Origin of the sequence: Streptomyces armeniacus, from assembly GCF_003355155.1 — a bacterium.
GTDB classification, from domain to species: Bacteria; Actinomycetota; Actinomycetes; order Streptomycetales; family Streptomycetaceae; genus Streptomyces; species Streptomyces armeniacus.
This window is the reverse complement of the sequence record NZ_CP031320.1, coordinates 393,747-419,084: the sequence shown is the minus strand read 5'-3', so window position 1 is coordinate 419,084 and position 25,338 is coordinate 393,747. Positions and strand designations below refer to the sequence as shown.

The 25,338-nt window shown below is 75.4% G+C and carries 21 protein-coding genes and 1 pseudogene; 13 read left to right on the top strand and 9 right to left on the bottom strand.

Translation table 11 applies throughout. The annotated features are described in order from the left end of the window. Nucleotides 1-6 precede the first annotated feature (6 nt). Together DVA86_RS01810 and DVA86_RS01805 are read right to left on the bottom strand one after the other, a co-directional pair. Complete coding sequence (locus DVA86_RS01810; RefSeq protein WP_208875168.1) at nt 7-567, bottom strand: hypothetical protein; 561 nt, start codon at nt 565-567, stop codon at nt 7-9. Between the two features lie 9 nt (nt 568-576). Next, nucleotides 577-1,689 carry a magnesium and cobalt transport protein CorA gene (locus DVA86_RS01805; RefSeq protein ID WP_208875167.1) on the bottom strand — a complete coding sequence of 371 codons (1,113 nt, stop codon included), beginning with the start codon at nt 1,687-1,689 and terminating at the stop codon, nt 577-579. A 464-nt stretch (nt 1,690-2,153) separates the two neighbouring features. On the opposite strand from DVA86_RS01805, the gene DVA86_RS01800 reads away from it, so the two are divergent. Further along, nucleotides 2,154-2,759, top strand: a complete 606-nt coding sequence (locus DVA86_RS01800; protein ID WP_208875166.1) for a suppressor of fused domain protein — start codon at nt 2,154-2,156, stop codon at nt 2,757-2,759. Between the two features lie 25 nt (nt 2,760-2,784). Here the strand turns inward: DVA86_RS01800 and DVA86_RS01795 are convergent, their stop codons facing one another. Further along, nucleotides 2,785-2,976, bottom strand: coding sequence for a hypothetical protein (locus DVA86_RS01795; RefSeq protein ID WP_208875165.1), 192 nt, complete (start codon nt 2,974-2,976; stop codon nt 2,785-2,787). Nucleotides 2,977-3,168: 192 nt separating this feature from the next. Between DVA86_RS01795 and DVA86_RS01790 the strand changes: the two genes are divergently transcribed. From DVA86_RS01790 to DVA86_RS01770, 5 genes are all read left to right on the top strand, one after another. Next, complete coding sequence (locus DVA86_RS01790; RefSeq protein WP_208875164.1) at nt 3,169-3,807, top strand: DUF6758 family protein; 639 nt, start codon at nt 3,169-3,171, stop codon at nt 3,805-3,807. Between the two features lie 365 nt (nt 3,808-4,172). Beyond that, the gene (locus DVA86_RS01785; protein WP_208875163.1) at nt 4,173-4,805 is read left to right on the top strand and encodes a hypothetical protein; all 633 of its coding nucleotides are present in this window, start codon (nt 4,173-4,175) and stop codon (nt 4,803-4,805) included. Further along, nucleotides 4,802-6,955: a bifunctional serine/threonine-protein kinase/ABC transporter substrate-binding protein gene (locus DVA86_RS01780; protein WP_208875162.1), complete on the top strand. Its 2,154-nt coding sequence runs from the start codon at nt 4,802-4,804 to the stop codon at nt 6,953-6,955. Before DVA86_RS01785 ends, DVA86_RS01780 begins: the two co-directional genes overlap by 4 nt. 12 nt (nt 6,956-6,967) lie before the next feature. Continuing rightward, nucleotides 6,968-9,187, top strand: a complete 2,220-nt coding sequence (locus tag DVA86_RS01775; RefSeq protein WP_208884299.1) for a bifunctional serine/threonine-protein kinase/ABC transporter substrate-binding protein — start codon at nt 6,968-6,970, stop codon at nt 9,185-9,187. A gap of 123 nt (nt 9,188-9,310) precedes the next feature. Then, nucleotides 9,311-10,156, top strand: a complete 846-nt coding sequence (locus DVA86_RS01770; protein ID WP_208875161.1) for a PHP domain-containing protein — start codon at nt 9,311-9,313, stop codon at nt 10,154-10,156. Nucleotides 10,157-10,206: 50 nt separating this feature from the next. Here DVA86_RS01770 and DVA86_RS01765 read toward each other — a convergent pair whose 3' ends face one another. Beyond that, nucleotides 10,207-11,079 carry an alpha/beta fold hydrolase gene (locus tag DVA86_RS01765; RefSeq protein ID WP_208875160.1) on the bottom strand — a complete coding sequence of 291 codons (873 nt, stop codon included), beginning with the start codon at nt 11,077-11,079 and terminating at the stop codon, nt 10,207-10,209. Nucleotides 11,080-11,255: 176 nt separating this feature from the next. Beyond that, nucleotides 11,256-12,881: pseudogene (locus DVA86_RS01760) on the bottom strand (DEAD/DEAH box helicase); the annotation flags it as partial. 512 nt (nt 12,882-13,393) lie between these two features. Here DVA86_RS01760 and DVA86_RS01755 point away from each other — a divergent pair. Beyond that, nucleotides 13,394-14,143 (top strand): ferritin-like fold-containing protein, encoded by a 750-nt coding sequence (locus tag DVA86_RS01755; RefSeq protein WP_208875159.1) that lies wholly within the window; start codon nt 13,394-13,396, stop codon nt 14,141-14,143. Between the two features lie 128 nt (nt 14,144-14,271). On the opposite strand, the gene DVA86_RS01750 is transcribed toward DVA86_RS01755, so the two are convergent. The 4 genes from DVA86_RS01750 to DVA86_RS01735 all read right to left on the bottom strand — a co-directional run bounded on the left by DVA86_RS01750 (nt 14,272) and on the right by DVA86_RS01735 (nt 16,200). Then, nucleotides 14,272-14,565 carry a hypothetical protein gene (locus tag DVA86_RS01750; protein WP_208875158.1) on the bottom strand — a complete coding sequence of 98 codons (294 nt, stop codon included), beginning with the start codon at nt 14,563-14,565 and terminating at the stop codon, nt 14,272-14,274. A gap of 161 nt (nt 14,566-14,726) precedes the next feature. After that, nucleotides 14,727-14,954: a DUF3107 domain-containing protein gene (locus tag DVA86_RS01745; RefSeq protein WP_208875157.1), complete on the bottom strand. Its 228-nt coding sequence runs from the start codon at nt 14,952-14,954 to the stop codon at nt 14,727-14,729. Between the two features lie 236 nt (nt 14,955-15,190). Further along, nucleotides 15,191-15,817, bottom strand: a complete 627-nt coding sequence (locus tag DVA86_RS01740) for a TetR/AcrR family transcriptional regulator (protein ID WP_208875155.1) — start codon at nt 15,815-15,817, stop codon at nt 15,191-15,193. Between the two features lie 158 nt (nt 15,818-15,975). Continuing rightward, a complete protein-coding gene (locus DVA86_RS01735) occupies nt 15,976-16,200 on the bottom strand; it encodes a hypothetical protein (protein ID WP_208875154.1) in 225 nt (74 codons plus the stop codon). A gap of 136 nt (nt 16,201-16,336) precedes the next feature. Between DVA86_RS01735 and DVA86_RS01730 the strand changes: the two genes are divergently transcribed. The 6 genes from DVA86_RS01730 (at nt 16,337) to DVA86_RS01705 (ending at nt 25,293) form a co-directional block, all read left to right on the top strand. Beyond that, a complete protein-coding gene (locus DVA86_RS01730) occupies nt 16,337-17,344 on the top strand; it encodes an alpha/beta fold hydrolase (RefSeq protein ID WP_208875153.1) in 1,008 nt (335 codons plus the stop codon). Next, nucleotides 17,344-18,954: a DUF3152 domain-containing protein gene (locus tag DVA86_RS01725; RefSeq protein WP_208875152.1), complete on the top strand. Its 1,611-nt coding sequence runs from the start codon at nt 17,344-17,346 to the stop codon at nt 18,952-18,954. Before DVA86_RS01730 ends, DVA86_RS01725 begins: the two co-directional genes overlap by 1 nt. 276 nt (nt 18,955-19,230) lie before the next feature. Then, complete coding sequence (locus DVA86_RS01720; protein WP_208875151.1) at nt 19,231-21,201, top strand: DUF3492 domain-containing protein; 1,971 nt, start codon at nt 19,231-19,233, stop codon at nt 21,199-21,201. Continuing rightward, nucleotides 21,198-23,213: a hypothetical protein gene (locus DVA86_RS35110; RefSeq protein WP_245996248.1), complete on the top strand. Its 2,016-nt coding sequence runs from the start codon at nt 21,198-21,200 to the stop codon at nt 23,211-23,213. The genes DVA86_RS01720 and DVA86_RS35110 overlap by 4 nt, the downstream gene beginning before the upstream one ends. Nucleotides 23,214-23,629: 416 nt before the next feature. Then, nucleotides 23,630-24,553 (top strand): NAD-dependent epimerase/dehydratase family protein, encoded by a 924-nt coding sequence (locus DVA86_RS01710; protein WP_208875150.1) that lies wholly within the window; start codon nt 23,630-23,632, stop codon nt 24,551-24,553. Further along, nucleotides 24,541-25,293, top strand: coding sequence for a spherulation-specific family 4 protein (locus tag DVA86_RS01705; protein WP_208875149.1), 753 nt, complete (start codon nt 24,541-24,543; stop codon nt 25,291-25,293). The genes DVA86_RS01710 and DVA86_RS01705 overlap by 13 nt, the downstream gene beginning before the upstream one ends. Nucleotides 25,294-25,338 lie beyond the last annotated feature (45 nt).

Here is a 25,338-nt window from a genome sequence, read left to right as displayed (position 1 = left end):
GGGCGGCTAGCGGGGCGTGCGCCCCTTCCGGCGGAAGAGGAGCCGGGGCAGGCCCGCCGGGGCCGGACGGCGCGTGGTGGCGGCGGTGGGGCGCGGCGCGGCGGCGTGCGACGCGTCCGGCATCGCGCCGGGCCGCTCGCCGGGCGCGCCCGCCGTCTCGAGCCGCAGCACGCGGCACTCGCGGGCCCAGCGGTCGGCGATCGTGTCGGCGTCCGGCGCGTTCAGCCGCTTGCCCTTGAGCTCGTCGACGGCCGCCGTCCACCGCTCGCCGCCGGGCGTCAGCTCCACGACCCGTACCGGCCAGGCGACCAGCCGCCCGCCCTTGTCCTTGCTGCGCGCGGTCACGGTGGCCGCGCCGCCGTCGGTGAGGCCGAGGCCGTCGAGGGGCTGCTCCTGCGGCCCGTCGCCGACGAGGCATACGGCGCCCTCGTGCCATACGTGCCACAGCGCGCGGGACGGCCCCTCGGGCCCGCGTACCCACAGGAGGCCGGACTTCTTCGCGGCCTCCTCGACGAGGGCCCGGTCGGCGAGGTCGGTCGGCTCGTGCGGCGGCTGCTGCGCGGTCATGGGGGCAGGCTACAGCCAGCCGTTGCGCTTGAAACCCCGGTGGATGGCGACGCAGATGGCGGCCGTGAGCGCGAGCACCCCGTAATAGCCGTACTTCCACTCGAGCTCCGGCATGTGGTCGAAGTTCATGCCGTAGATGCCCGCGATCATCGTGGGCACGGCGAAGATCGCGGCCCATGAGGTGATCTTCCGCATGTCCTCGTTCTGGGCGACGGTCGCCTGCGCGAGGTTGGCCTGCAGGATGGAGTTGAGCAGGTCGTCGAAGGCGAGCACCTGCTCGTTCACGCGGGTCAGATGGTCGGCGACGTCGCGGAAGTAGTTCTGGATGTCCGGGTCGACCAGCCGCATCGGCCGCTCCGCGAGCAGCTGCATCGGCCGCAGCAGCGGCGAGACGGCGCGCTTGAACTCCAGCACCTCGCGCTTCAGCTGGTAGATGCGGCCGGCGTCGCCGCCGCGGCTGCGCTGGCCGCTGCTGTCCGAGAAGACGTCGATCTCGACTTCGTCGATGTCGTCCTGGACGGCGTCCGCCACCGCCAGATAGCCGTCCACGGTCTGGTCGGCGATGGCGTGCAGCACCGCCGAGGGGCCCTTGGCCAGCAGCTCGGGGTCGCTCTCGAGGCGGTGCCGCAGGGCGCGCAGAGAGCCCTGGCCGCCGTGCCGGACCGTGATGACGTAGTCCCGGCCGGTGAAGCACATCACCTCGCCGGTCTCCACGACCTCGCTGGTGGCGGTGAGTTCGGCGTGCTCGACGTAGTGGATGGTCTTGAAGACGGTGAAGATGCTGTCGTCGTAGCGCTCCAGCTTCGGCCGCTGGTGCGCGTGCACCGCGTCCTCGACGGCGAGCGGGTGCAGCCCGTACTCCTGGGCGATGCCGGAGAACTCCTGCTCGGTGGGCTCGTGCAGGCCGATCCACACGAACTCGCCGCCCTCACCGGAGCGCACGATGCGCAGCGCCTCGGCGGGGTTCAGCTGGTGCTCCTCGCGGTGCCCGCCGTGGTAGACGGCGCAGTCCACGACGGCGCTGGCGGTGTGCGTACGCGTGTGGTCGTACGCGTACGACTTGTGGCCGCCCCGGCGGAGTGCGGGGCGGACGGCGGCGCGCAGGTCTCGGATCATCGACATGCTGGCTCCTTGTGCGGTGCCGAGCCGCCAGTGGCAGGCGCAACGCTGCCCGGAATGGGGACCTACGGTCCGGCGGCCCACGCGGACACGGCCGGAGGTCTACAAAGCGGGCACCGCGCGTAACCCCGCTGACGGCGTTCGCTGACGGTGGGAAATCGAGCGGAACTCGGGCGCTCTTCCGTCGTGCGCACCCCGGAGTGTCCTGCCGCGTGCCACCGCGGAACGGTACGGAGCGGGACGGGCCTCAGGCGCGGGGACGCGGGTGCCTGGCGGAAGAGCGGTTGGTACTGCACGGTCGACTCGGATCCATGCACCCCACCTCCTCCAGCCGGTCCCCCATAGGGGACGAATCGCACAGGCTTGACCAGCGGTCAACGGTAGCACTCACGGGACCACTCCCGTGCCAGATCCGGCCAGGGCGGCCCGCAGTTTGCCGAGCGCTTACGGGATCTATGCTCGCTCGTATGGTGGACGTCCTTCAACTCGCCGAAGCCCGGCTGCGTACAGCGCTCGGCGAGCCCGACGCCCGTGCCGCGGTGACCTTCCTGGGGACCGAGCGCATCGAGGTGGTGCGTTTCGTCACCCGCGATCCCGAGCCCGTCGTGCGGTACGCGACGCTGGGCATGTCCGCCGCCCCGATGGCCGACCCGGCGGCCCTCCTCGCCGACCCGGACCGGGGGCCGCGCGCGGAACTGCTGCTGTCGCTGCGCCCCGGGCGCGCGGACGCGGGCACGCTGGACAAGGTGCTGCGCCCGCTGGCCGTCCTCGCCGCCTCGCCGCAGGTGGAGGGCGTGGTCGTGGTGCCCGGCGCCTCGCTGGACGTGGGTGAACCGCTGTGGCCGGGGGCGCAGTTCACCTCCGTACTGGTCGCCGAGGGCGGCGGTCTCGTGCCGGATCTGGAGCTGGACGAGCCGCTGGAGCCGGTGCGCTTCCTGCCGCTGCTGCCCATGACGCCGAACGAGGCCGCCTGGAAGCGCGTACACGGCGCGGCCGCCCTGGAGGAGCGCTGGCTGCGGCACGGTACGGACCTGCGGGACCCGCTGCGCGCCCCGGTGCCGCTGGACGGCTGACCGCTGTGCGGGGCCGGGGCCGGGCTCAAGCGGGGCCGCCGAGCGGTGAGTTGGCGGGCGCGGGCCCGTCCTCCCGTACGCCTTCCTCCCGTACGCTGTCCTCCTCCCGTACGCTGTCCTCCTCTCGCCGCACGCTCTCCCGCCGCACGCCGTCCCCCTCGGGTTCCGGCAGCAGCTCCTCCGCCTCGTGCCGGAGCGAGTCCCGGCGCGCCCACACGATCGCCGCCCACGAGGCCCAGCGCGGACTCGTAGAGCAGCGGTGGTGCCGGACAGCGCGGCGGCCTCGTTGAATATGAATGACGGCTACACGTATTAAATTAGCCACCCTAACTAGTGCGAGCTGCACCTTGATCCCCGGGTGGGTGATCGTCCTTGACGCGGCGGCGGCCTGGTAGGACCGTGGTGCTTCATGAGGGGCGAACCCAGTTGCCCGAAATGTGGTGGCCGGGTCCGGGCGCCCGGTCTCTTCGCCGACACCTGGCAGTGCGATGTGCACGGCAGCGTGCACCCGTTGCAACCGGTCATCCCGCCCAGTGTCGAAGCGCTCGCCGTCGTCGTCGGGCGCACCAGGGTCCCGGTGTGGATGCCCTGGCCGCTGCCGGTCGGCTGGCTGTTCTCGGGGGTCGCCTGTGCGGGCGACGACAGAAGCGGAGGCCGCGCCACCGCGGTCGCCTGCTCCGGCCCCGGCCCGCTGGGCGGGCCCGGTGAGCTCCTGCTCGTCGCCGAGGAGCTGGGCGTCGGGCTCGGCGCGCGCTACGCCGGGATCGACGGCCCCGACCCGGGACCGTACATGTGCGTGGACAAGCCCCCGCACGTCAAGGTCCTGGCCGCCGGCCGCCCCACCCCGCTCTGGCACGTCGAGGACGCGCCTCCCGACCGCGCCGTCTTCGCCGGCGAGGCACGCGGGCTGTGGCTGTGGGCGATCGTGTGGCCGGAGCAGTCCGGGCTGCTGCTCTACGACGAGCTGGTGCTGACCGACCTGCGGGACGCCGGCGCCGAGGTCGACCTGCTGCCGCTGGGCGCGCTGTCGCCCCGCATCATCGACTAGCGGCCACCGGGCGGGAGTCGGCCGTGCCCGCAGGTCCCCGGCGGGCCCGGGACCGGTCGTGACCTCGCATCAGTTGCGTAACAGTGCCGATCGCAGGCCGGGAACCCCTCCCGCCCCCGTGCACGATGGCAGGGCAGTGACCGCAGGGCTCGGGGGGAATGGTGGCGATCGGCGGGCGTGCGCGTACGCGTCTTCGGCTGTGCGGGAGCGTCCTCGCTGCAGCCCTCCTCGTACCGGGGTGTACGGGGGACGGCGCCGGGGACGATGGTGCCGCAGGCGGGAACGGCACCGGCAGCGCCTCCCCGTCGCCCCCCGATGCGGCGGGCGGCGGCGGCCCCAGCCCCGGCCCGTCCGGCCGGGACTTCGTGCCCGACCCGGACCGCGTACCGAAGACCCGTGAGGAGGCGCTGCGGTTCGCGCGCGAGGTGGTTGCCGAGCCGGAGAGCTGGGGGGCCGGATACGTCAGGAGCAGCCCGTACAAGAGCGGGCCCCGCCGGACGTCCGTACTCGGCGAGGACTGCGTCTGGAAGCAGCGTGCGCTGCCGTCCTCCGAGTTCGTCAGCGTCGTCCGGCGCAGCGAACTGCCCGCCGAGGACGGCAAGGGCACGCTGCGCGTCACCGCCGTCGTCACTGTCCACCGCGACACGGCAAGCGCCGAATGGAAGATGGCCCGGATCCTGGAGGAGCCGTTGCGCTGCCCCGACCAGCAGCTGGACGCGACGGAACGCATCACCGGGCTGAGGTCCGGGGGAGACCCGTTCCAGGGGCGCCGCGACGTCGGTGACGACTTCCTGCAGGAGACCGGCCGCGTCCACGGCGGCCCGCCCGGCGGCCCGCACCCGTACGTCTGGGCCGTGACCAGGATCGGCAGCGTCACGGTCGGAGCGGCGGTCAAGGGCTCGGAGGGACACGACGTGGCAGCCGTCCAGACCGTGGGCGCGCGGGGCACCGCCAACATGTCGGCCACGGCCGAACTCCTGCTGGAGGAGAGGAAGTGAGCGAGCCGCTTCTCCCGCACGACCCCGCGTGGCTCGGCGGCCACCGGCTGCTCGCCCGGCTCGGCGCGGGCGGCATGGGAGTCGTCTACCTCGGGCGCTCCGGCAGCGGGGCCCTCGCCGCGGTGAAGGCCGTACACCCGGAGCTGGCCGGCGAACCCGACTTCCGCATCCGCTTCCGTCGCGAGGTCGCGGCGGTCCGGCGCGTGAACAGCCCCTGGGCGGTGCCCGTTACCGCTGCCGACCCGGACGCGCCCACGCCCTGGCTGGCGACGGCGTACGTGCCCGGTCCGCCGCTCGGTGAGGCCGTACGCCGCACCGGCCCGCTGCCCGTCCCGAGCGTGCGGTCCCTCGGCCGGCTGCTCGCCGCGGCCCTGCGCGAGGTGCACGCGGCCGGGCTCGTCCACCGCGACATCAAGCCGGGCAACGTCCTGCTCGCCGTCGACGGCCCCCGGCTCATCGACTTCGGCATCGCGCGGTCCGCCGGCCAGACCGCGCTCACCTCGGTGGGCATGGTCGCCGGCACTCCCGGCTACCTCTCGCCCGAGCAGGCGGAGGCCCGTACAGGCGAACTCGGACCGGCCAGCGACGTGTTCTCCCTCGGCTGCCTCCTCGCGTACGCGGCCACCGGACGGCCCCCGTTCGGCGAGGGGACCGTGGAAGCCCTCCTCTACCGGACCGTGCACGACCAGCCCGACCTGGAGGGCATCGGCAGCGGCCCGGACGACGACGCCGGCGCCGGCCTCCGCGCGCTGCTGCGCGACTGCCTCGCCAAGGAACCCGCCGCCCGCCCGACCGCGCGGGAGATCGAGTTCCGGCTCGCCGAGCACGCCGTACCCGGCGGGGCCTGGCTGCCCGAGCAGGTCGTACGGGACATCGCCGACCGCTCGGCACGGATGCTGGCGCTGCCCGACGTCGCGACCACCGCCGCCGGTGCGCCGGACGACGGGCCCGCCACGGGTACCGGCCGCCGCCGGCTGCTCGCGCTGGCGTCCGGTGCGGCCGTCCTCGCGGCGGCCGGCGGCGGGACCGCGCTGTGGGCCGCGACCCGCGGAAACGAGAGCGGACCGGCGGGCACCCGCTGGTCCCTGGGCGTGCACGCGGACCTCAGCGGTCCCGGCAAGGCCGTCGGCGAGGCGCACGAGCGGGGCGCGCGGCTGGCCGTCGAGCAGTACAACGCCCGCCGGGACAAGCCCTTCGAGCTCGGCCTGAAAACGGCCGACGACCGAGGCGCGGAGGCGCGTGCGAAGGGCGCCGCGCAGAGCCTCGTACGGGACCGCGGGGTGCTCGCCGTGCTCGGACCGACCACCGAGGAGAGCGTGTACGGCGCGTCCGACACCTACGACGAGGCGCTGCTCCCGCTGCTACTCGTGGCACCCGGCGCGTTCGTGCTCATGACGCGCCGCTGCCGGCCGGCGGTGCACTGCCGGCCGCGGGTCTACGCGGTGGGGTTCGGGCTCGCCGTGTACCTCGCCAAGGAGGCGGAGTCCGCGCGCCCCGGCGTGCTCCAGGACCGTACGGCGGACCCCGTCGCCTGGGAGACGACGCAGGCGCTGGCCGACACGCTGCGGCAGGCCCGTATCCCGTTCCGGCCGCGCGTGGTGCCGGCGGGCCACGGCGACTTCGGGCCGCAGGTCGCGGACATCCTGGACGGGAAGGCCGACGCGTTCGTGTACGCGGGGCACGCCGAGGGCGCGGCGAAGGTCGCCCGCGAACTGGCGGCGGCGGGCTTCGACGGCCCGCGGCTGGGCGACGAGGCGCTGCTCGAACCCGCCTTCCTGGAACAGGCGGGCGAGGCCGCGGAGGGCTGGCTGATCGGCTCGTCCTTCGTCGACCCGGCCGGGGTGCCGGCGGCCAAGGCGTTCACCGCAGCCTTCCGCCGCCGCTTCGGCGCGGCACCCGGCAGATACGCCGCGGAGGCGTACGACGCGGCGAACCTCGCCATCGAGCAGCTGGTGAAAGCGGCGGAGGGCGGCCGTCCGCCGTCCCGCGCCGAACTCGTCCCCCTGCTGCGCAAGAGCCGCTACCGCGGCATCACCAAGACGTACGCGTTCGACGCCGACAACGGCAGGTTCAACGGCGAGACGTCGTTCCTGTACCGGGTCGAGAACGGCGAGTTCCGTTACCGCGGCCCCGCGCCGGAAGGGTCGTAGCCCGTGGGCGGAGTGAAGCCGCTGCGGCCCGGCGACCCCGCCGCGATCGGCGGCCGCGTACTGCTCGGTCGGCTCGGCGCGGGCGGCATGGGCGTGGTCTACCTGGCACGTTCGGCGGGCGGCGCGCTGGTGGCCCTGAAGGTGATCCGCGCGGAGTACGCCGCCGACCCTGCCTTCCGCGCGCGCTTCCGGCGCGAGACCGAGGCCGCCGCGCGGCTCTCCGGCCGCTGGCTGGTGCCCGTCACGGCCGCCGATCCGCACGTCTCCGCGCCCTGGCTGGCCACCGCCTACGTACCCGGACTCTCGCTCGCGGAGGCCGTGGACGGGCACGGCGCGCTCCCCGAGGACACGGTGCGCGTGCTGGGCGTACGGCTGGCCGAGGCGCTCGCAGGCGTGCACGCGGAGGGCCTCGTCCACCGCGACGTCAAACCCGGCAACGTGCTGCTCGCCCTGGACGGACCGCGGCTGATCGACTTCGGCATCGCCCGCGCCGACGGTGTCACCGCGCTCACCGCGAGCGACCTGGTGATCGGCTCACCGGGGTTCCTCGCACCCGAGCAGGCGCAGGCGCGTGCCGGCAAAGTCGGCCCGCCCAGCGACGTGTTCTCGCTGGGCTGCGTGCTGGCGTACGCGGCGACCGGCCGGCTCCCGTTCGGTGCGGGCACGGTGGCCGGCGCCCTGTTCCGTACGGTCCACGAGGAGCCCGAGCTGGACGGTGCACCCCCGGCGCTCCTTCCGCTGCTGCGCGACTGCCTCACCAAGGTGCCGGAGCACAGGCCCGGCACCGCGGCCGTACGGGAGGCCCTGGCGTACGGGCAGCCGGACGGGCCTGCGGACGGCTGGCTGCCGGTGCCCCTGCCCGGGATCATCGCGGAGCGCGCCGCGGAAGTGCTTGCGCTGCCCGACCCCGTTCCGGCGCCGCCCGCCGCGCCGGCCCCGGCGGCCCCGGCGGCCCCGTCAGCCCGCCGCCCGTCCCGGCGTGCCGTGCTGGGCCTCGGCGCGACGGTGGCGGTCGCGGCCGGGGGCGGGCTGGCCGCCGTACGTGTCGCCGGCTCCCGCGGCGGAGCCGGGGGCGCGGTGCCGCGCTACACCATCGGCCTGCACGCCGACCTGTCCGGCGAGTCGAGCGCGCTGGGGCGGGCCCAGGAGCGGGGCGCCCGGCTCGCGGTGGCGCGCTTCAACGCCGCCGGCGACCGCCCGTTCACGCTGGAGCTCGCCGTCCGCGACGACCGGGGCGAGGCCTCGCGCGCCGCCCGGGTGGCGGACCGGCTGGGCGCGGACCGAGAGGTTGTCGCCGTCCTGGGCCCCACGGGTGCGGGGGGCATCGAGGCCGTCGCCGCGCGGTATGAGAAGTCGCTGCTGCCGATGGTGTCCGTCTCCTCGCCCGCCGCGGAGCTCAACGACGAACGGCTGCGGCAGGGCGGCGCCGTCCAGCTCCGCGCCGATGAGGACTCCGCGTCCGGCTTCCTGCAGTACCTCGGCTCCGTCGAACGCAGCGAGCACACCGTCCTCGTCGACGACCGCGCCGCCACCGGCGACGGGGACTGGGGCCTGGCCGAGCGGATCGAGCAGTTCCCGCCCGCCGGAGGCCGCGTCAGCAGCCGCCCCGTCCCGGCGGACAGCGAGGACTTCGGCCCCGTGGCCGAGGCCGTACGGGCCTCCGGCGCGCAGGCGGTGGTCTTCGTCGGCGCCTCACCGCGCCGGGCGGCGCTGTGCGCGCGCGCCCTGGACAGGGCGGGCTTCGACGGCGTACGGATGGCGCCCGAACCGGTCCTGCGGCCCGAACTCCCCGCCGACGGCGGGCGGGCCCGCCTCCCGTTCCTGGCGGAAGCGGGGGACGCGGCGCAGGGGTGGGTGTGCGTGACGACGTACGCCGACGCGACGCGTCTGCCCGCCGCGCGGGACTTCGCCCGCGACTACGCCGAGGCGTTCCCCTCGCCGCCCGCCCTCGGACCCACCGCACCGTTCGCCCTCGAGACGTACGACGCCCTCCTCCTCGTCGCGTCCGCCCTGCGCCGCCCGGCCGACGGCGGCCCGGAACGCGGCTCGACGGTGAGGCGGCTGCGTTCGGCGCGGCGCAAAGGGCTCGCCAGGCCGCTCGGGTTCGACCCGGGGACGGGGCGCTTCGACCCGGAACCCGGCATCTTCCTCTACCGGGTGGACCGGGGCGCGGCCGTCTTCCTGGGGAACCTCGACGAGGCGGAGCCGCCCGGCAACCGGAAGCAGGGATGACGGCGGTCCCGCCGGCACGTCAGTGCGCAGGTCACGGGCGGGGCCACGCGGCGCAGGCGCGCGGAGCCCCCCGGTAGAGTGGAGGCGACCGCCGCCTCCTGTCCCAGCTGGGAGTTACGCCCCGTGCGCATCGACCTGCACACCCACTCCTCCGCGTCGGACGGCACGGACACCCCCGGCGAACTCGTACGCAACGCGGCCGCCGCCGGGCTGGACGTCGTCGCGCTCACCGACCACGACACGGTCGCGGGCCACGACGAGGCCGTACGCGCACTGCCCTCCGGGCTCACCCTGGTCACCGGCGCCGAACTGTCCTGCCGTTACGACGGCATCAGCCTGCACATGCTCGCGTACCTCTTCGACCCCGACGAGCCCGAGCTGGCCCGCGAGCGCGAGCTCGTACGGGACGACCGGCTGCCGCGTGCGCGCGGAATGGTCGGGAAGCTGCGGGAGCTGGGCGTGCCGATCACCTGGGAGCGCGTCGAGCGGATCGCCTCCAACGGCGCCGTGGGCAGGCCGCACATCGCGACGGCGATGGTCGAACTGGGCGTCGTGGACACCGTTTCGGACGCCTTCACCAGCGAGTGGATCGCCAACGACGGGCGCGCGTACGTCGAGAAGCACGAGCTCGACCCGTTCACCGCCGTCCGGCTGATCAAGGGCGCGGGCGGCGTCGCCGTCTTCGCGCACCCGCTCGCCGTCAAGCGCGGCCAGTGCGTCCCCGAGCCGGTCCTCGCCGAGCTGGCCGCCGCGGGCCTCGACGGCCTGGAGGCGGACCACATGGACCACGAACCGGCCACCCGCGCACGGCTGCACGGCATCGCCGCCGACCTCGGACTGCTCGCCACCGGCTCCAGCGACTACCACGGCACCCGCAAGACCGTCGCGCTCGGCGAGCACACCACGGCGCCGGAGGTCTACGCGGAGATCGCGGCACGCGCGACGGGCGCGAAGCCCGTCAAGGGCTGACGGGCCGCGCACGACGGAGGCCGCACCGTACGGCGGGCCGCGGCCCGCGTTCAGTCCGCCGGGCGGTCCGCCCGTGACGCCGCCTCGTGCCAGCCCCGTACGAGCTCCCGCGCGGTCTCCCGCGGCCGGTCCACGTTCGGCGAGTGCTCCGCGCCCGCGATGACCGTACGGCGCGCGCCCAGCCGCGCGGCCATCCCGTCCAGCAGGGGCACCGGCCAGACGTAGTCCCGTTCGCCCGACAGCACGTGCAGGGGGAGCGGCAGCGCCGCCAGTTCCGGTACGCGGTCGGGCTCGCCGAGCAGCTGCTGCGCGGTGGCCGACAGCTGCTCCGGTGCGGTGTTGATCCAGCGGCGGTGCAGGAACTCCCGTACGGCGGGCGGCGTCTGCTCGTCTGCGGCCTCCGGCGGGTCCAGCTCGCGCATGGCCTGCCAGACCGCCTCCATGTCCATCACCGTCAGCGCGCCGAGCAGCATCTTGAGACGCGCCTGCTGTGCGGCGCACACGGCCGCCGGGCCGCTGCTCATCAGCGTCAGCGACGCGACCCGCGACGCGTCGCGCAGCACCGCGGCCCGCGCGATCTGGCCGCCGAGGGAGTGCCCCACGAGATGGCACGGGCCACCGACTGCCGCCAGCAGGGCGAGTACGTCGGAGGCCAGCTCGTCCTGCCCGTACGCCGCCTCGTCCCGGGGGCCTGCGGACTCGTGCTGGCCGCGCCCGTCGACGGCGACGACCCGGAACCCGGCCTCCGCGAGCGGCTCCAGCAGCGCGATGAAGTCCTCCTTGCTGCCGGTGAATCCGGGCAGCAGCAGGGCCGTGCCGCGCTCCGCGCGGCCGAACTCGTGCGCGGCGAACTCACCGCGCGCGGTCGCCAGCCGGAACGCGCGGGCGCCGGCCGGGAGATCGAGGGTCGGCGGCTTGCTCATGCGAGGACGCTACTGCCTGGACGGGCGGACGAGCCACAGGCTCCGGCCCGGCTCCGGCAGCCACGCGGAGGAACGCGCGGAAACGGACACAGCCGTGCCGGCTCGGCCCGAAGGCCGGCCGGCACGGCTGCGTGTGCCTCAGAGGGGCGCCGTCAGCTGTCCGAAGAAGTCTCCGACTTCGAACGGGACCGGCGCCGCCTGCGCGGCTTGCGCGCGGCCGACTCGTCGGACCCGCCCGCGGCGCTCTCGGACGCCGCGTCGCCGGGCGGCGGAGGCGGCGGCGCCTGCTGGAAGTCCGGCTGGCCCGCCGCGGCGGCCCCGCCCGTACGCGTACGGCGCCTGCGGCGCGGCGCGCGCGCCGGGGACTCGCCGTCCGCCGGCTTGCTTCCCGCACCGCCCTCGGCGGTGTCCACCGCGGAGGCGGCAGACCCGGACGAACCGGAGGGACCAGACGGCGCGGAGGACCCGGCGGAACCGGCGGACGAACCCGCCGTACCGTCGAGCGCCTTGCCACCGCGCGTACGGCGGCGCTCCCGCGGCGTACGGGTCCGCTTCGGCCGCTCCTCGGCCGCCGCCGCGGCCGGCTTGCGGCCGCGGGCGGCGCGCGAACCGGGCTCGCCCAGGTCCTCGACCTCCTCCGCGGACAGGCCGGCCCTGGTGCGCTCGGCGCGCGGCAGGATGCCCTTGGTGCCCTCGGGGATGCCCAGCGCCTCGTACAGGTGCGGCGACGTGGAGTACGTCTCCTCGGGGTCGTGGAAGTCGAGCTCCAGCGCCTTGTTGATCAGCTGCCAGCGCGGGATGTCGTCCCAGTCGATGAGGGTGACGGCGGTGCCGTACCCGCCCGCGCGGCCCGTACGGCCGATGCGGTGCAGATACGCCTTCTCGTCCTCGGGCGTCTGGTAGTTGATCACGTGCGTGACGCCCGTGACGTCGATGCCGCGGGCCGCGACATCGGTGCACACCAGCACGTCGACCTTGCCGTTGCGGAAGGCGCGCAGCGCCTGCTCGCGCGCTCCCTGGCCGAGGTCGCCGTGCACGGCGCCGGCCGCGAAGCCGCGCCGTGCGAGCTGCTCGGCGGTGTCGGCCGCGGTCCGCTTGGTGCGGCAGAAGACCATCACGAGCCCGCGGCCTTCGGCCTGCAGGATGCGCGCGAGCATCTCCGGCTTGTCCATGGAGTGCGCGCGGAACACGTGCTGCGTGGTGTTCGCGACGGTCTGGCCCACGTCGTCCGGCTCGGCGGCGCGGATGTGGGTGGGCTGGCTCATGTAACGCCGCGCGAGCGAGATGACCTGGCCGGGCATGGTGGCGGAGAAGAGCATGGTCTGGCGCTTCACCGGCAGCAGCTGGATGATCTTCTCGACGTCGGGCAGGAACCCGAGGTCGAGCATCTCGTCGGCCTCGTCCAGCACCAGCGCCTTGACCCGGGACAGGTCCAGCTTGCGCTGGCCCGCCAGGTCGAGCAGCCGGCCCGGAGTGCCCACGACCACGTCGATGCCCTTCTTGAGGGCCTCGACCTGCGGCTCGTAGGCGCGGCCGCCGTAGATGGACAGCACTCGGACGTTGCGCACCTTGCCGGCGGTCTGCAGGTCGTTGGTCACCTGCTGGCACAGCTCACGCGTGGGTACGACGACGAGCGCCTGCGGTGCGTCGGTCAGCTGCTCGGGCTCGGCCCGGCCGGACTCGACGTCCGCGGGCACGGTGACGGCTTCCAGCAGCGGCAGCCCGAAGCCCAGCGTCTTGCCGGTGCCGGTCTTGGCCTGCCCGATGACGTCGCTGCCCGCGAGTGCGACGGGGAGGGTCATCTCCTGGATGGGGAAGGGGGATGTGATGCCGACTGCCTCGAGGGCCTCGGCTGTCTCGGAGAGGATTCCGAGCTCTCGGAACGTGGTGGACAGGATGCTTGTCCTCTTCTGTGTGACGCGGGATGAGGCGGCGAAGGGGAGCCTGTCCCCAGCGGAGCGAGGGCGGGTCGTACCGCACCGGGCGACGGGTCGGCCTCTTCGGCCTCGGTCCGCCTGTCGGTGCGGGACCACAAGCTCTCGCTCAAGCGCTCATATCGCGCGAGCGGTCCCTCTTTGCCGTGGTCCGTACGGGGAGCACGGCCCCGGCGGAGGGCTTTCAGGTCGGAGCCGATCGGGCCACCGACCGGGCATCCGCATATGCGTGTAGCCCACCGACGTCCGGCGGGCCAATATCACTGTACCTCGGATCCGCGCATGTGTACCGGGGCGATTGTTGTGTACGAGTTCCCTGAGGCGGTCCGCGCGCCGGGACAGGGCTTCCCGACCTGGTGACGGGGGCTATCGTGCACAGCATGGAGACGTCAGACACAACCCCCGACACCGCACCGGCGGCAGCCGACGACACGACCGGGATCGCCGCCCAGGACTGGGCGGAGGCGTCCGCCGACCCGCAGTACCGCGCCGCCGTCGTCGACCTGCTGGGCGCGCTGGCGTACGGAGAGCTCGCCGCCTTCGAGCGGCTCGCGGAGGACGCCAAGCTCGCGCCGTCGCTCGCCGACAAGGCGCAGCTGGCGGCCATGGCGTCGGCCGAGTTCCAGCACTTCGACCAGCTGCGGAAGCGGCTGGCGGAGATCGATGCGGACCCGACGGAGGCGATGCAGCCGTTCGCGGCGCCGCTCGACGAGTTCCACCGCCAGACGGCGCCCTCGGACTGGCTGGAGGGCCTGATCAAGGCGTACGTCGGTGACTCGATCGCGTCCGACTTCTACCGCGAGGTGGCGGTCCGGCTCGACACCGACACCAGGGCGCTCGTGCTCCGCGTCCTGGACGACACCGGCCACTCCAGCTTCGCCGTCGAGAAGGTGCGCGCCGCCATCGAGGCCGACCCGCGGGTCGGCGGCAGGCTGGCGCTGTGGGCGCGGCGGCTGATGGGGGAGGCGCTGTCCCAGGCCCAGCGGGTGGTCGCGGACCGCGACGCGCTGTCGACGATGCTGGTCGGCGGCGTTGCGAACGGGTTCGACCTCGCCGAGGTCGGGCGGATGTTCTCGCGCATCACCGAGGCGCACACGAAGCGGATGGCGGCGCTGGGGCTGGCGGCGTAACGCCGTACGGGGGCGCCGCCCGTACGGGAGCCTCGCCGGTACGGGACCGGCGCGGCGTACGGGACCGGCGTACGGGACCGGCCCCGGCGCGGCGTACGGGACCGGCCCCGGCCGGGTGTGAGGCGGTGTCAGGGCACGCGCGGGTGCGGTGCCACCTCGGGCCGGAAGGCGGCGGGTGAGCGTACGTTCCCGCCGAGCAGCAGCGACAGGATGGCCATGCTGACGCCCGCGGCGATGGCCAGCGTGGCCGCCGGGTGGCCCGGGCCCATCACGATCCGTGCGATCACCCCGCCGAGCAGCGCGGCGGCGGGCCCGGTGCCCAGCACCAGGGCGCGGTCGGGGAAGCGGGAGGGCAGCCAGCGGGTGGCCGCGAGGGCGATGGCGAGTCCGAGGACCGCGGAACCGAGCGCTTCCCAGATCATGGGACCTCCCGAGGGGTGATGACGTTCGGTCGATCCCGTACTTCCCCGGGAGGGGGGAACGCGAAACGGCGGCCACGGTGAATTCTCGGGGTCGTTCCCGGGAGTTCACCGCAGCCGCCGTCGTCTGCGGCGGGGCACCTGCGGCAGGCGCAGGCGCCCGGTCAGATGGCGCCGAAGCCCACCTTGCGGCCGGACTGCTCGCCGATCTCGACGTACGCCACGCGGTCGGACGGAACCAGGACCTTACGCCCGTGCTCGTCCTCCAGGCAGAGCAGAGTGCCGTTCTTGGCGAGCGCCGCCTCCACCGCGCTCCGGACCTCATCGGCGGTCTGCCCGCTCTCGATGACGATTTCGCGGGGCGCGTGCTGCACGCCGATCTTGACCTCCACGGCTATGTCCCTCCGACGGTCAGTTGGGTGCGCGGTCAGCCGCGCGGTACGCAGCACAGGTTAGCCCGCCGGCGGAGTGCCGGGACGCACGAGGCCGCATGCCATCAGCGAACACGGCGCCGGGTGCGGGGCGTACGGGAGCACGCTCCGGTACGACGGGGGCGTCCGGCCCGCGTTCGGTCCGCGTTCGGTCCGCGTCCGATCCTCGTCCGGTCAGCCGCGGGCAGCGCAGCGGATCACTGCAGCGGGAACCCCGCGATGCCCCGCCAGGACAGGGACGAGATCAGCTTCGCCGCGGCGTCGCGCGGGATGCGCTGGCCGGCGCCCAGCCAGTACCGGGCGGTGATCTGCGCCATTCCGCACAGGCCGACGGCCAGCAGCATCGACTGCTCGGGCGGCAGCTTGGTGTCCTCGCTGATGACCTCGCTGACGGCCTTCGCGCAGTCCAGGCTCACCTTGTCGACGCGGTCGCGGACGGCGGGCTCGTTCGTCAGGTCGGACTCGAAGACGAGCCGGAACGCGCCGCCCTCGTCCTCGACGTACGCGAAGTACGCGTCCATGGTGGCGCCGACGCGCTGCTTGTTGTCCGTGGTCGACGCGAGCGCCGCGCGCACCGCCTGCAGCAGCGCCTCGCAGTGCTGGTCGAGCAGCGCGAGATAGAGCTCGAGCTTGCCCGGGAAGTGCTGGTACAGCACCGGCTTGCTGACGCCGGCGCGGTCGGCGATGTCGTCCATGGCCGCTGCGTGGTAGCCCTGCGCGACGAAGACTTCCTGGGCAGCGCCCAGAAGCTGGTTGCGTCGGGCCCTGCGCGGCAGGCGCGTGCCGCGTGGGCGCGCCTCTGCTGTCTGCTCGATCGCTGTCACGCTCGCCTCCCTGGTACCTCCCCGGCCGAGCCAGGGGACGTTTGTCCTGCGCGCGGTCCGCGCCGAGCCGCCATCGTACTTTTGGGTAACAGCGGAGCGGGTGCCGCGGGCCGAGAATTTCACCGGCTGGACAGACTCATGGACCGACCCGGTGTGCTTTAGCGGTATTCGTCCTCGTTTACCTCCACCACCCGCGACTGCTCGGCCGCGTCCGCGGGGTCCGCCTCGTCCGGTCCGCGGTCGGTGATGGGCACATCCCGCTGCTGGAGCAGCTCCGCGTGCTGCTCGGCAGCGTCCTCTTCGGGTGCTTCGAACCGGGTCTCGTCCGGTTCGTCCTCATAGGTGTCCTCAAACGTGTCGGGGTCGGTCGGGTCAACAGTCATGTTGACTCCCCTTTCCTGGGCCGAAGCCCTTCATTCGAGCGTACGAGCGACTCCCGTGGACCGCTAGCGCGACGATTTCCCGCTCTGTGACGGCGAACACGTGAGCCCGTACGTGATCGTCTCGTAACATTGCCCCATGTCGTCGACCGAGCAGCCCGGTATCCGGGCCGGGACGCCCCACGCGGTGCCTCCCACCAGTCCCCGTGTCGGCGACGGTGAAACGCCGCGCAGCGTGCGGCTGACCGGCCTCACCCTCAACGTCCGCGCACGCGCCGCCAGGCGGGACGGACTGCCGCCCGCGCTGTACGTACACGGACTCGGCGGCTCCTCCCAGAACTGGTCCGCCCTGATGGAGCTGCTCGACGAGACCGTCGACGGCGAGGCCGTCGACCTGCCCGGCTTCGGCCACTCACCGCCGCCGGACGACGGGGACTACTCCGTGACCGGGCACGCCCGGGCCGTCATCCGGTATCTGGACGCCGCCGGCCGCGGCCCCGTGCACCTCCTGGGGAACTCGATGGGCGGCGCCGTCTCCACCCGGGTCGCCGCCGTACGGCCCGACCTCGTGCGCACGCTCACCCTCGTCTCGCCCGCCCTGCCCGAGCTGCGTCCGCAGCGCACCGCGCTGCCCACCGCGCTGCTCGCGTTCCCCGGAATCGCCCCGCTGTTCGGCCGCCTCACCCGGGACTGGACGGCGGAGCGCCGCACCCGCGAGGTGCTGGCGCTCTGCTACGGCGACCCCGGACGCGTCTCGCCCCAGGGCTTCCGCGCGGCGGTCGAGGAGTACGAACGGCGGCTCACGCTCCCGTACTTCTGGGACTCGCTGGCCGGCTCCGCACGCGGCATCGTCAACGCGTACACCCTGGGCGGCCAGCACTCGCTGTGGCGGCAGGCGGAACGGGTGCTCGCGCCGACGCAGCTCGTGTACGGGGGACGGGACCTGCTGGTGTCCTTCCGTATGGCCCGGCGGGCGAAGGCGGCGTTCCGCGACTCGCGGCTGCTGACCCTGCCGGAGGCGGGGCACGTGGCGATGATGGAGTATCCGGAGGTGGTCGCGGGCGCCTTCCGCGAGCTGCTCGCTGAGGCCGGCCGCAGACCGGACCGGACCGCCATGACATCCGAGACCCTGATGAGGGGTGCCTAGTGGGACGCCACAGCCGCAAGCGGCGCGGTGGGAGCTCCGCGAGCTCCGACACTACGGAGGGCGCCGCCGGCGCCGACGGGGCGCCGCGCGCGCCCGGCGCGGGACCGGCGGGCGCGCAGCGCCCGTCCGGGGCCCAGCGCCCCCCGGGCGCGCCGCAGCCGCCGGGACGCGGAGGGTCGCCGCGGGGCGCGACGTACGGCGGTGCGCCGTACGGGGGCGCGCACGGCGGTCCGTACGGGCCGGGGCAGGCGTACGGGCCCGGCCCGGGCGGCAGGCGGACGGGGCCCGGCGCGGGTCCGGGCGGCAGCCGGGGCGGGCCGCCGGCCGAAGGCCCGGGGACGCCCGCGCACGGCTCGAACCTCTTCGGCGGCCCGGGACCCGGCACACCGCCCGGCGGCGTACCGGGTGTATCGCCCGCCCGCGGCGGACACCCCCAGCACCGCGAACCGGGCGGCGGCTGGGGCGCGAACGGCGCGGGCCAGGGCCCGCCGACCGGCGGCCTCCCGCGGGTGGGGCCGGCGCCGGGGCAGGGGCCGCCGTCCGGTCCCCGGCAGGAATATCTGGACGCCTTCGACGACACCTCGGACGACGTCTTCGCCGCGGGCGCCCCCGAGCCGCGCATACCGGGACAACGGCGCGAGCAGCGGCACGCGCCGTCCGAACACGGCGACGAGCGCGCCGTACACCCGCTGGACGAGCGTCCGCCGTCCGGACCCGTGCGCGGCGGCCAGGCGCCGCCCGACCGCGACGAGCCGTACGCGCCGCTCGCGCCCATCGGCCCGGGGGAGGAGAAGGGCGGCCGTACGCGCACCCTCACCGGGGCGGCGGCCGCCGCCGTCACCACCGTGCTGGCCGTCGTGATCGCCGGGCAGGTCATCGGAGGCGACCCCGGCCGGGACACGCGCGCCGCGAGCACCGGGGTGGACCGCGGCTCGGACGAGGACGCCTCGCGCTCGGACGACCGCCCGGACGACCCGGCGGAGCGCCCGTCGAAACCCGCCGCACCGCGTACGTACGAGGACAAGATGGCCGCGGTCGTGCCGCTGGACCCCAAGCTCAAGGGCCCCGGAAGCTTCGCGGCGGTCCCGGGCCGGCAGAAGGGCGCCGAGGGCGGCGAGGTCATGCGCTACCGCGTCGACGTGGAGAAGGAACTCCCGCTCGACGCCGAGCTGTTCGCACAGGCAGTGCACACCACCCTGAACGACGAGCGCAGCTGGGCGCACGACGACGCCCGCAGCTTCGAGCGGGTGTCGTCCGGCGACGCCGACTTCGTCATCACCTTGGCCAGCCCCGGCACGACCGCCGAGTGGTGCGCCAAGTCCGGCCTGGACACCCGGGACCAGAACGTCTCCTGCGACTCCGCCGCCACCGAGCGGATCATGATCAACGCGTGGCGCTGGGCGCGCGGCTCGAAGACCTTCGGGGACGAGCTGATCGCGGAGTACCGGCAGATGCTCATCAACCACGAGGTCGGCCACCGGCTCGGCCGCGACCACCTGGGCTGCGACAAGCAGGGCAAGCTGGCGCCCGTGATGATGCAGCAGACGAAGTCCCTGACGACGGACGGCGAGACCTGCCGCCCCAACCCGTGGCCGCACCCGCGGGGATAGTCGCGGCGGGCGTGCCGGGCACCGTGCCGTGCGGCGCGGTCACCCGTACGGCCGCACCCGTGCGGGCGGGCGCCGGACGCACGCGCGCCGCGTGTCCGTACGCCTAGCCGCCCGGAACGCGTAACCGCAGGGAAAGTCACGGCTGTTCACCCCTTCCGGTGGTGCGACGGACAACCGTCCATCACGGTCGGGGGCCACGCGCATACGGTCAGTCGCATCACACCACTGCGGACAACCGACAGTGGCCCATGGAGACGACGGACCGGGGGTGCGCCCGTGCGCGTTGCACTGCTTACGGAGGGTGGTTACCCGTCTGCGCGCGGTGAGTCGGTGCTGTGGTGCGACCGGCTGCTGCGGGGGCTGGACAGCCACGAGTTCGAGATCTACGCGCTGACCCGCAGCGCCCGCCAGGAAGAGGCCGGGTGGTGCGATCTGCCGCGCAACGTCGCGCGCGTGTCCATCGCGCCCCTGTGGGGCGGCGCCCCCGCGGCGGAGACGCCGGCCAAGGGCGGCGGGCGCGGCGTGCACGGGCGGCGCGAACGGCGCCGGTTCGAGGGCCACTTCAAGGAGCTGGCCGACGCCGTCTGCTCGGCCGATCCGGACGACGGTTCGACGGCCCTGGCGGACCGTTTCGCCTCCGGGCTGTACGGTCTCGCCGACCTCGCCCGGCAGCACCGCGGCCTCCCCGCCGCGCTCCGCTCCGAACTCGCCGTCCGCATCCTGGAGTCCGCCTGCCGCGCCCCCGGCGCGCTGCGCGCCGCCCAGTCCGCGAAGGTCCCCGACCTGCTCGCCGTCGTGGACCGGCTGGAGCGCGCGCTGCGCCCCCTGTCGCTGGACTGGTACGGCGAGGCCGACGGCGACAGCGGCCTCGCCGCCGCCGACCTGTGCCACGCGGTGGGCGGCGGCACGGCCGCGCTCGCCGGACTGCTCGCGGCCCGCTCGTACGGCACTCCGCTGCTCGTCACCGAGTACGGCGTGCGGCTGCGCGAGCACTACCTCGCCAGCGCCGCGGACGCCGTCGCACCGGCCGCGGCGGGGGCGCCCGTACGCGCGCTGCTGGCGTCGTTCCAGGGGCGGCTGGCCCGCGAGACGTACGCGCAGGCGCAGCTGATCACCCCCGGCAACGCGCACGCCCGGCGCTGGCAGGAGCGGTGCGGAGCGCGCCGCGAGCGGCTGCGCACGGTCTACCCCGGCATGGACGCGGCGCCGTTCGCGGCGGTCGTCGAGGAGACGGCGGAGGCGGCGCCGCGCGGCGGCAGCGGCGGCGGGACCGTCCTGGTGTGGGTGGGGCGGATCGCGCCGGCGAAGGACCTCGTCGCGCTGCTGCACGCGTTCGCCGAGGTCCGCAAGGCGGTGCCGCGCGCGCGGCTGCGGATCGTGGAGACACCGGGCGCCCGCGATCCCGCCGCCGACGACTACGCGGCGCACTGTCGCGAACTGGCCGCGCAGCTCTTCCCGGACGGCGTCGCCGACGGGCGTCCCGGCCGGGCGGCGGGGCGCGCGGGCGGGCGTACGGCGGCCGGGCGTACGGGCGGGGGCGCGCGGTCCGAGGAGGCGCCGGTCACCTTCGAGGAGGTCGGCAGCCCGGCGGTGCCGACGCTCGCGGACGCGTACGCCTCGGCCGGAGTCGTCGTCCTGTCGAGCGTGGTGGAGGGCTTCCCCGTATCGCTGGTGGAGGCGATGTTCTGCGCCCGCGCCACGGTCTCGACGGACGCCGGCGCCGTGTGCGAGGTCATCGGCGGCACAGGCCTCGTGGTGCCGCAGCGGGACCCGCGCGCGCTGGCGGAAGCCTGCGTCGCGCTCCTGCGCGACCCCGCGCGCCGCGCGCGCCTGGGGGCGGCGGCCCGCGCGCGTGCGCTCGAACTCTTCACCGCCGAGCAGAACATCGAGGCCTTCCGCGGCATCTACCTCGAGCTGATGTCGCACTGCCCCGTGCGGCGCGAGAGCGCCGGCACGGCGGGCGAGGACGGCGACGCGCGCCGCCGCCTGCCGTTCGCGCGCCCCGCGGAGGCCCACGTGCCCGGCCGCTGGGCGGGCACCACGCGCGCGCAGGCGGGCCAGTCCGGCGGCGCGGTGGGGCCCTCCGCCGGGGGCCACCGGCCGAACGCGCGCACCGAACCCCAGCCGGGCGCTCCCCGCCCCGGCACCGCACCCAGCTGGGCGCGCCGTTCGGGGCGCGGCGACGCCGTACGGGGCGCCGCGCCGCCGCGGGTCGGCGTCCGGCACGGAAAGGAGGACCCGAAGTGACCCCCCACTCACCCGGCACCCCACCGCAGCCCGCCGAGTCCGCCGCGCCGGCCTCTGGCCCGCCCGTGGGGGGCGGCCCGGAAGACGCCGGCGCGGCGGGCCCGACGGGCGCAGCAGGCGGGACGCACACGGTGAGCGGCGGGCCCGCGGGCGCCGGCACGGCCGAGGACCGTTCCGGGGCGCCGGGGCCGGGAGCCGCGGCGGCGCCCGTGAACCCGGGCGCCTGGGACGCCCGTTCGTGGGTCCTCCTCGACGGCTCCGAGGTGCCGTCCGGACCGGTCACGGGCGCGGACCGGGGGCGTACGGGCGCACAGCCCGCCGCGGTCGCCCCTTCCGCCGCCTCCTCCGCCGCGGTGCCGGAGGGCGCCGCTCCGCGCGCGGGCGCCGCGGACCGTACGCACGGCAGGCCCTGCGCCGCCCCCGGAGAAGGCGCGGCAGGCCGTGTGCCCGAGGAGGCGCCGGAGCGCGGTCCGGGGCCCGAACGGCACGGCGTCGCGCCGCGCGTGGTCTGGCCCGAGGCGGGCCGGGCCGACGACATGGCGGCGTTCGACGCCGCGGGGGTGCCCGCCGTGGAGCAGACCGGCGTGACGGGACACACACCCGTACGGCCCCCCGAGTCCGGCACCGGCGCCCCGTCTGAGTCCGACGTCCGCGCCCCGTCCGAGCCCGGCACCGGCGCTGCGGACGAGGCGCGCGCGGGCGCCGCCGGGCACGCGGCCGGGCAGGGGCACGCCCCGCGCGTACGCGCTTCCGCGGACCCGGTGCGCGCGCTCATGCACCAGTACCGCGAGCTGTGCGAACAGGCCGTCGACCCGCTGGAGATCGCCGCCGGCCTGGAGGCGCGCGGCGTGACCGACCGTACGGCGACGCGCTTCCGGCACCGCGACGTTTTCTCGCTCGCCGAGGAGCTGTACGCGCGCGTGCCCCGCGCGGAGAGCACGGACGGCGGCGGCACGGGGCGTACGGGCGCCGGGCCGGGCGGAGTTCCGGGCGCACCCGGCGCTCGCGGCGGGCAGAGACGCCCGTCCGCGCCGGGTTCCGGGCGCCCTGAGCCCGGCGCGGAGCGCCTCCGCCACCGCCTCGCCGCCGCGCTCCGGCTGACCGCGGCCCGGGTGGCCGTGCCGCTGCTGCCCGGGGTGCTGTGCTCGGGCGCGTTCGCCGCGCTGGCGCTGCTGCCGGACCTCCCGGCACCCGCCCGCCAGGGCGTGGCGGTGCTGGGCACGGTGGCGACGCTCGCCGCGATGTGGTGCGCCGTACGCCCGTGCCTGCGCGGTGCCGCCCTGCCCGCCGGCTCCGTCGAGACCGGGGCCGCGGGGCCGCCCCCGGACGCCCCGCAGCCGCCGCTCCCGGTCTGGCCCGCGCTCTCCCTCTGCGCGCTGGTCGGCTACGCCCTCTACGGCGACTGGGTGCTCACCGCGCTGCTCGCGGGCGGCCCGGACCTCACCGACGCGGAGCCCACCGCCGCGTGCCGGTGCGTGCCGATCGCCCTCGCGTGCGCCGTGGCGCCCGCCGTCTGGTGCGCGCGGTTCTTCGCCGTACGCGCCCGGCGGAGGCTGGCGCGGAGCCGCAGCCTCGCCGAGTTCGCGGCGGGGGTGCGGCCGCTGCTGGCCGGTGTGGTCGCCGTGTTCACGGTGCTGCTGCTGGCCGTGCAGTCCGCCGCGGGTCTCGTGGTCGACGGGCGGCTCCCGGCCGCCGCGACACAGGCGGCGACCGGGGCGCTGGGCGTGCTGCTGTTCGTGGCGTTGCTGCTGGCCGCGCACGGGTTCCCGGAGGCGGCCGCAGGCGGGCTGGCCACCGCGTGCCTGCTGGAGGTGTTCGCGCTGGGCTCCGTGCCCGCCGCGCGGCTGCCAGGCCTGGACGTGGTGGGGGAGCCGGTGGGGCGGACGGTGGCGGAGTTCGGTCCGTCCGCCGTTCCGGCGGCGGTCTGCGCGGCCGTCACGCTGACGCTCCTGGTGTATGCCGCCCGCGCGCTGACCGGCGCGTCAGCCCACCACGGGACGGCCGCCCCGTGACGCGCGGCAGCCGCACCCGGCGGCCGGCGCGCGGCCGCATACCCCGCGCGGGGCCCGCGCCGTACGCGCACGGGCCGCCGTACGGGCACCCGCGCCTGTGCGGCGACGCGCGCCCGTACGCGTACGCGCCGCCCGGCACGCGTACGCCGCCCGGCGTGCACTGGCGACGCCGCGCACGGTCCGTCCGGCCGCCTGCCGTACGCGCCGCCCGCACGCGGACTCCGCCGGCGCGCCTCCGCGACGCCGCACCGTCCGTGCCTGCCGCGCGGCCCCGTTCCGTATCACCGTTCGACACCGTTGAGGAGCACACGTCCCATGATCGCTGAGCCGTCAGAGAGCGCGCAGGGCTCACCGAGCCCGCGCCGCTCCACCGCATCCACCGCACCCGCCCACCCCCACCAGCAGGAGGCCGCACGATGAGAGTGCTGCTGCTCGGTGCCCACGGCTACCTCGGCCGCTTCGTGGCCGACCGGCTGCTCGCCGACCCCGCCGTGACCCTCACCGCGCTCGGCCGGAGCGACGACTCCGACGTACGGTTCGACCTGTCCGCAGGCAGTCCCGGCGCGCTCACGCGCTTCCTGGACGCCGTGCACCCCGGCGTCGTCATCAACTGCGCGGGCGCGACCCGCGGCAGCGCCCGCGATCTCACCCGGCACAACACGGTCAGCGCGGCCACCGTCTGCGAGGCGCTGCGCCGCAGCGGCTGCGGCGCGCGGCTCGTGCACCTGGGCTGCGCCGCCGAGTACGGGCCGTCCCCCTCCGGTTCGTCCACGGCGGAGGACGCGCTGCCGCGCCCCGGCGGCCCGTACGGCGTGAGCAAGCTCGCCGCCACCGAACTGGTGCTGGGCTCGGGCCTGGACGCGGTGGTGCTGCGCGTGTTCTCGCCGGTCGGTCCCGGTACGCCCGCCGGTTCGCCGCTGGGGCGGCTCGCGGAGGCGATGCGCCGCGCGCTCCAGCAGGGTGACAGCGAGTTGAAACTGCCCGGGCTGGGCGTGCAGCGCGACTTCGTGGACGTACGGGATGTCGCGCGCGCCGTGCACGCGGCCTCGCTCTCGGCCGCGCAGGGCGTCGTCAACATCGCCACCGGCCGGTCCGTACGCCTCCGCGACGCCGCCTCCGTGCTGGCCCGCGTCTCCGGCTACACCGGCGCCGTGCACGAACTGGACACGCAGGCCGCCGGCCTCACCGGCGCCTCCGGCGCGTACCCGTATCCGGACGGCTGCGGCAGCTGGCAGCAGGCAGACGTGCGCACCGCACGCGACCGGCTCGGCTGGCGGCCCCGCATCGGACTGGAGGAGTCACTCGCCGACATCTGGATGGAGGCCGCATGCCGCATGTGATGACACCGGGCGTCGCGCGCCCCGCGAGCGGCACGGACGGGCGGCTCGGCTTCGGCGTGCCCGGCTACGCGCATCCGCTGCTGGCACCCCTGGAGTGGGCCGAGCTGGCCCGGCCGGGCATGTCCCTGCACTGGGCCGTGCTCAACGTGGCCCAGGGTCCCGGCGCGCGCCCCGACCCGTACTGCAGGGAGGCCGTCGACCGGCTGCGCGCGGCGGGCCGCCGGGTGCTGGGCAGCCTGGAACTGCGCCGCGGGTGCCGCCCGTTCGGCGAGCTGGTGTCGGACGCGCACCGCTTCCTGGACTGGTACGGGGTGGACGGCTTCTATCTGGCCCGCTGCCCGTGCGAGCCGGCGTACCTGCGCGAGACACGGCGTACGGCGACCACGCTGCGCGCCCTGTGCGGCGGCGGGCTGCTCGTCTTCGGGCACGGGCGGCACCCGTATCCGGGGTACGCCGAGTGCGCCGACCAGCTGGTCACCTTCGCGGGCGGCTGGCCCGACTACCGGTGGTCGCAGGCGGCGGAGTGGACCGCGGAGCTGCCGCCTGAGCGGTTCTGCCACCTGGTGCACGGGGTGTCCCGTACGCATCTGGACGAGGCGCTGCGCATCGCGCGCTGGCAGGGCGCGGGCACGGTGTGGTTCACGGACCGTACGGCGGTGGGCGGAGCGAACCCGTGGGAGGGGCTGCCCGGGTACTGGGACGAGATCGTCTCGCGCCTCGGACCAGGTGTCTCGGAATGAAAGAGCGCGTGGCAGTGTTACGAGAACATCCGTACGCCTACCGAC

Excerpts from the sequence above, each read along its gene's own strand:
- DVA86_RS01810 (WP_208875168.1), bottom strand. The coding sequence starts at position 567 with ATGACCGCGCAGCAGCCGCCGCACGAGCCGACCGACCTCGCCGACCGG.
- DVA86_RS01755 (WP_208875159.1), top strand. The coding sequence starts at position 13,394 with ATGGAGACGTCAGACACAACCCCCGACACCGCACCGGCGGCAGCCGAC.
- DVA86_RS01750 (WP_208875158.1), bottom strand. The coding sequence starts at position 14,565 with ATGATCTGGGAAGCGCTCGGTTCCGCGGTCCTCGGACTCGCCATCGCC.
- DVA86_RS01710 (WP_208875150.1), top strand. The coding sequence starts at position 23,630 with ATGAGAGTGCTGCTGCTCGGTGCCCACGGCTACCTCGGCCGCTTCGTG.
- DVA86_RS01790 (WP_208875164.1), top strand. The coding sequence starts at position 3,169 with ATGAGGGGCGAACCCAGTTGCCCGAAATGTGGTGGCCGGGTCCGGGCG.
- DVA86_RS01805 (WP_208875167.1), bottom strand. The coding sequence starts at position 1,689 with ATGTCGATGATCCGAGACCTGCGCGCCGCCGTCCGCCCCGCACTCCGC.
- DVA86_RS01735 (WP_208875154.1), bottom strand. The coding sequence starts at position 16,200 with ATGACTGTTGACCCGACCGACCCCGACACGTTTGAGGACACCTATGAG.
- DVA86_RS01705 (WP_208875149.1), top strand. The coding sequence starts at position 24,541 with ATGCCGCATGTGATGACACCGGGCGTCGCGCGCCCCGCGAGCGGCACG.
- DVA86_RS01765 (WP_208875160.1), bottom strand. The coding sequence starts at position 11,079 with ATGAGCAAGCCGCCGACCCTCGATCTCCCGGCCGGCGCCCGCGCGTTC.
- DVA86_RS01800 (WP_208875166.1), top strand. The coding sequence starts at position 2,154 with ATGGTGGACGTCCTTCAACTCGCCGAAGCCCGGCTGCGTACAGCGCTC.
- DVA86_RS01730 (WP_208875153.1), top strand. The coding sequence starts at position 16,337 with ATGTCGTCGACCGAGCAGCCCGGTATCCGGGCCGGGACGCCCCACGCG.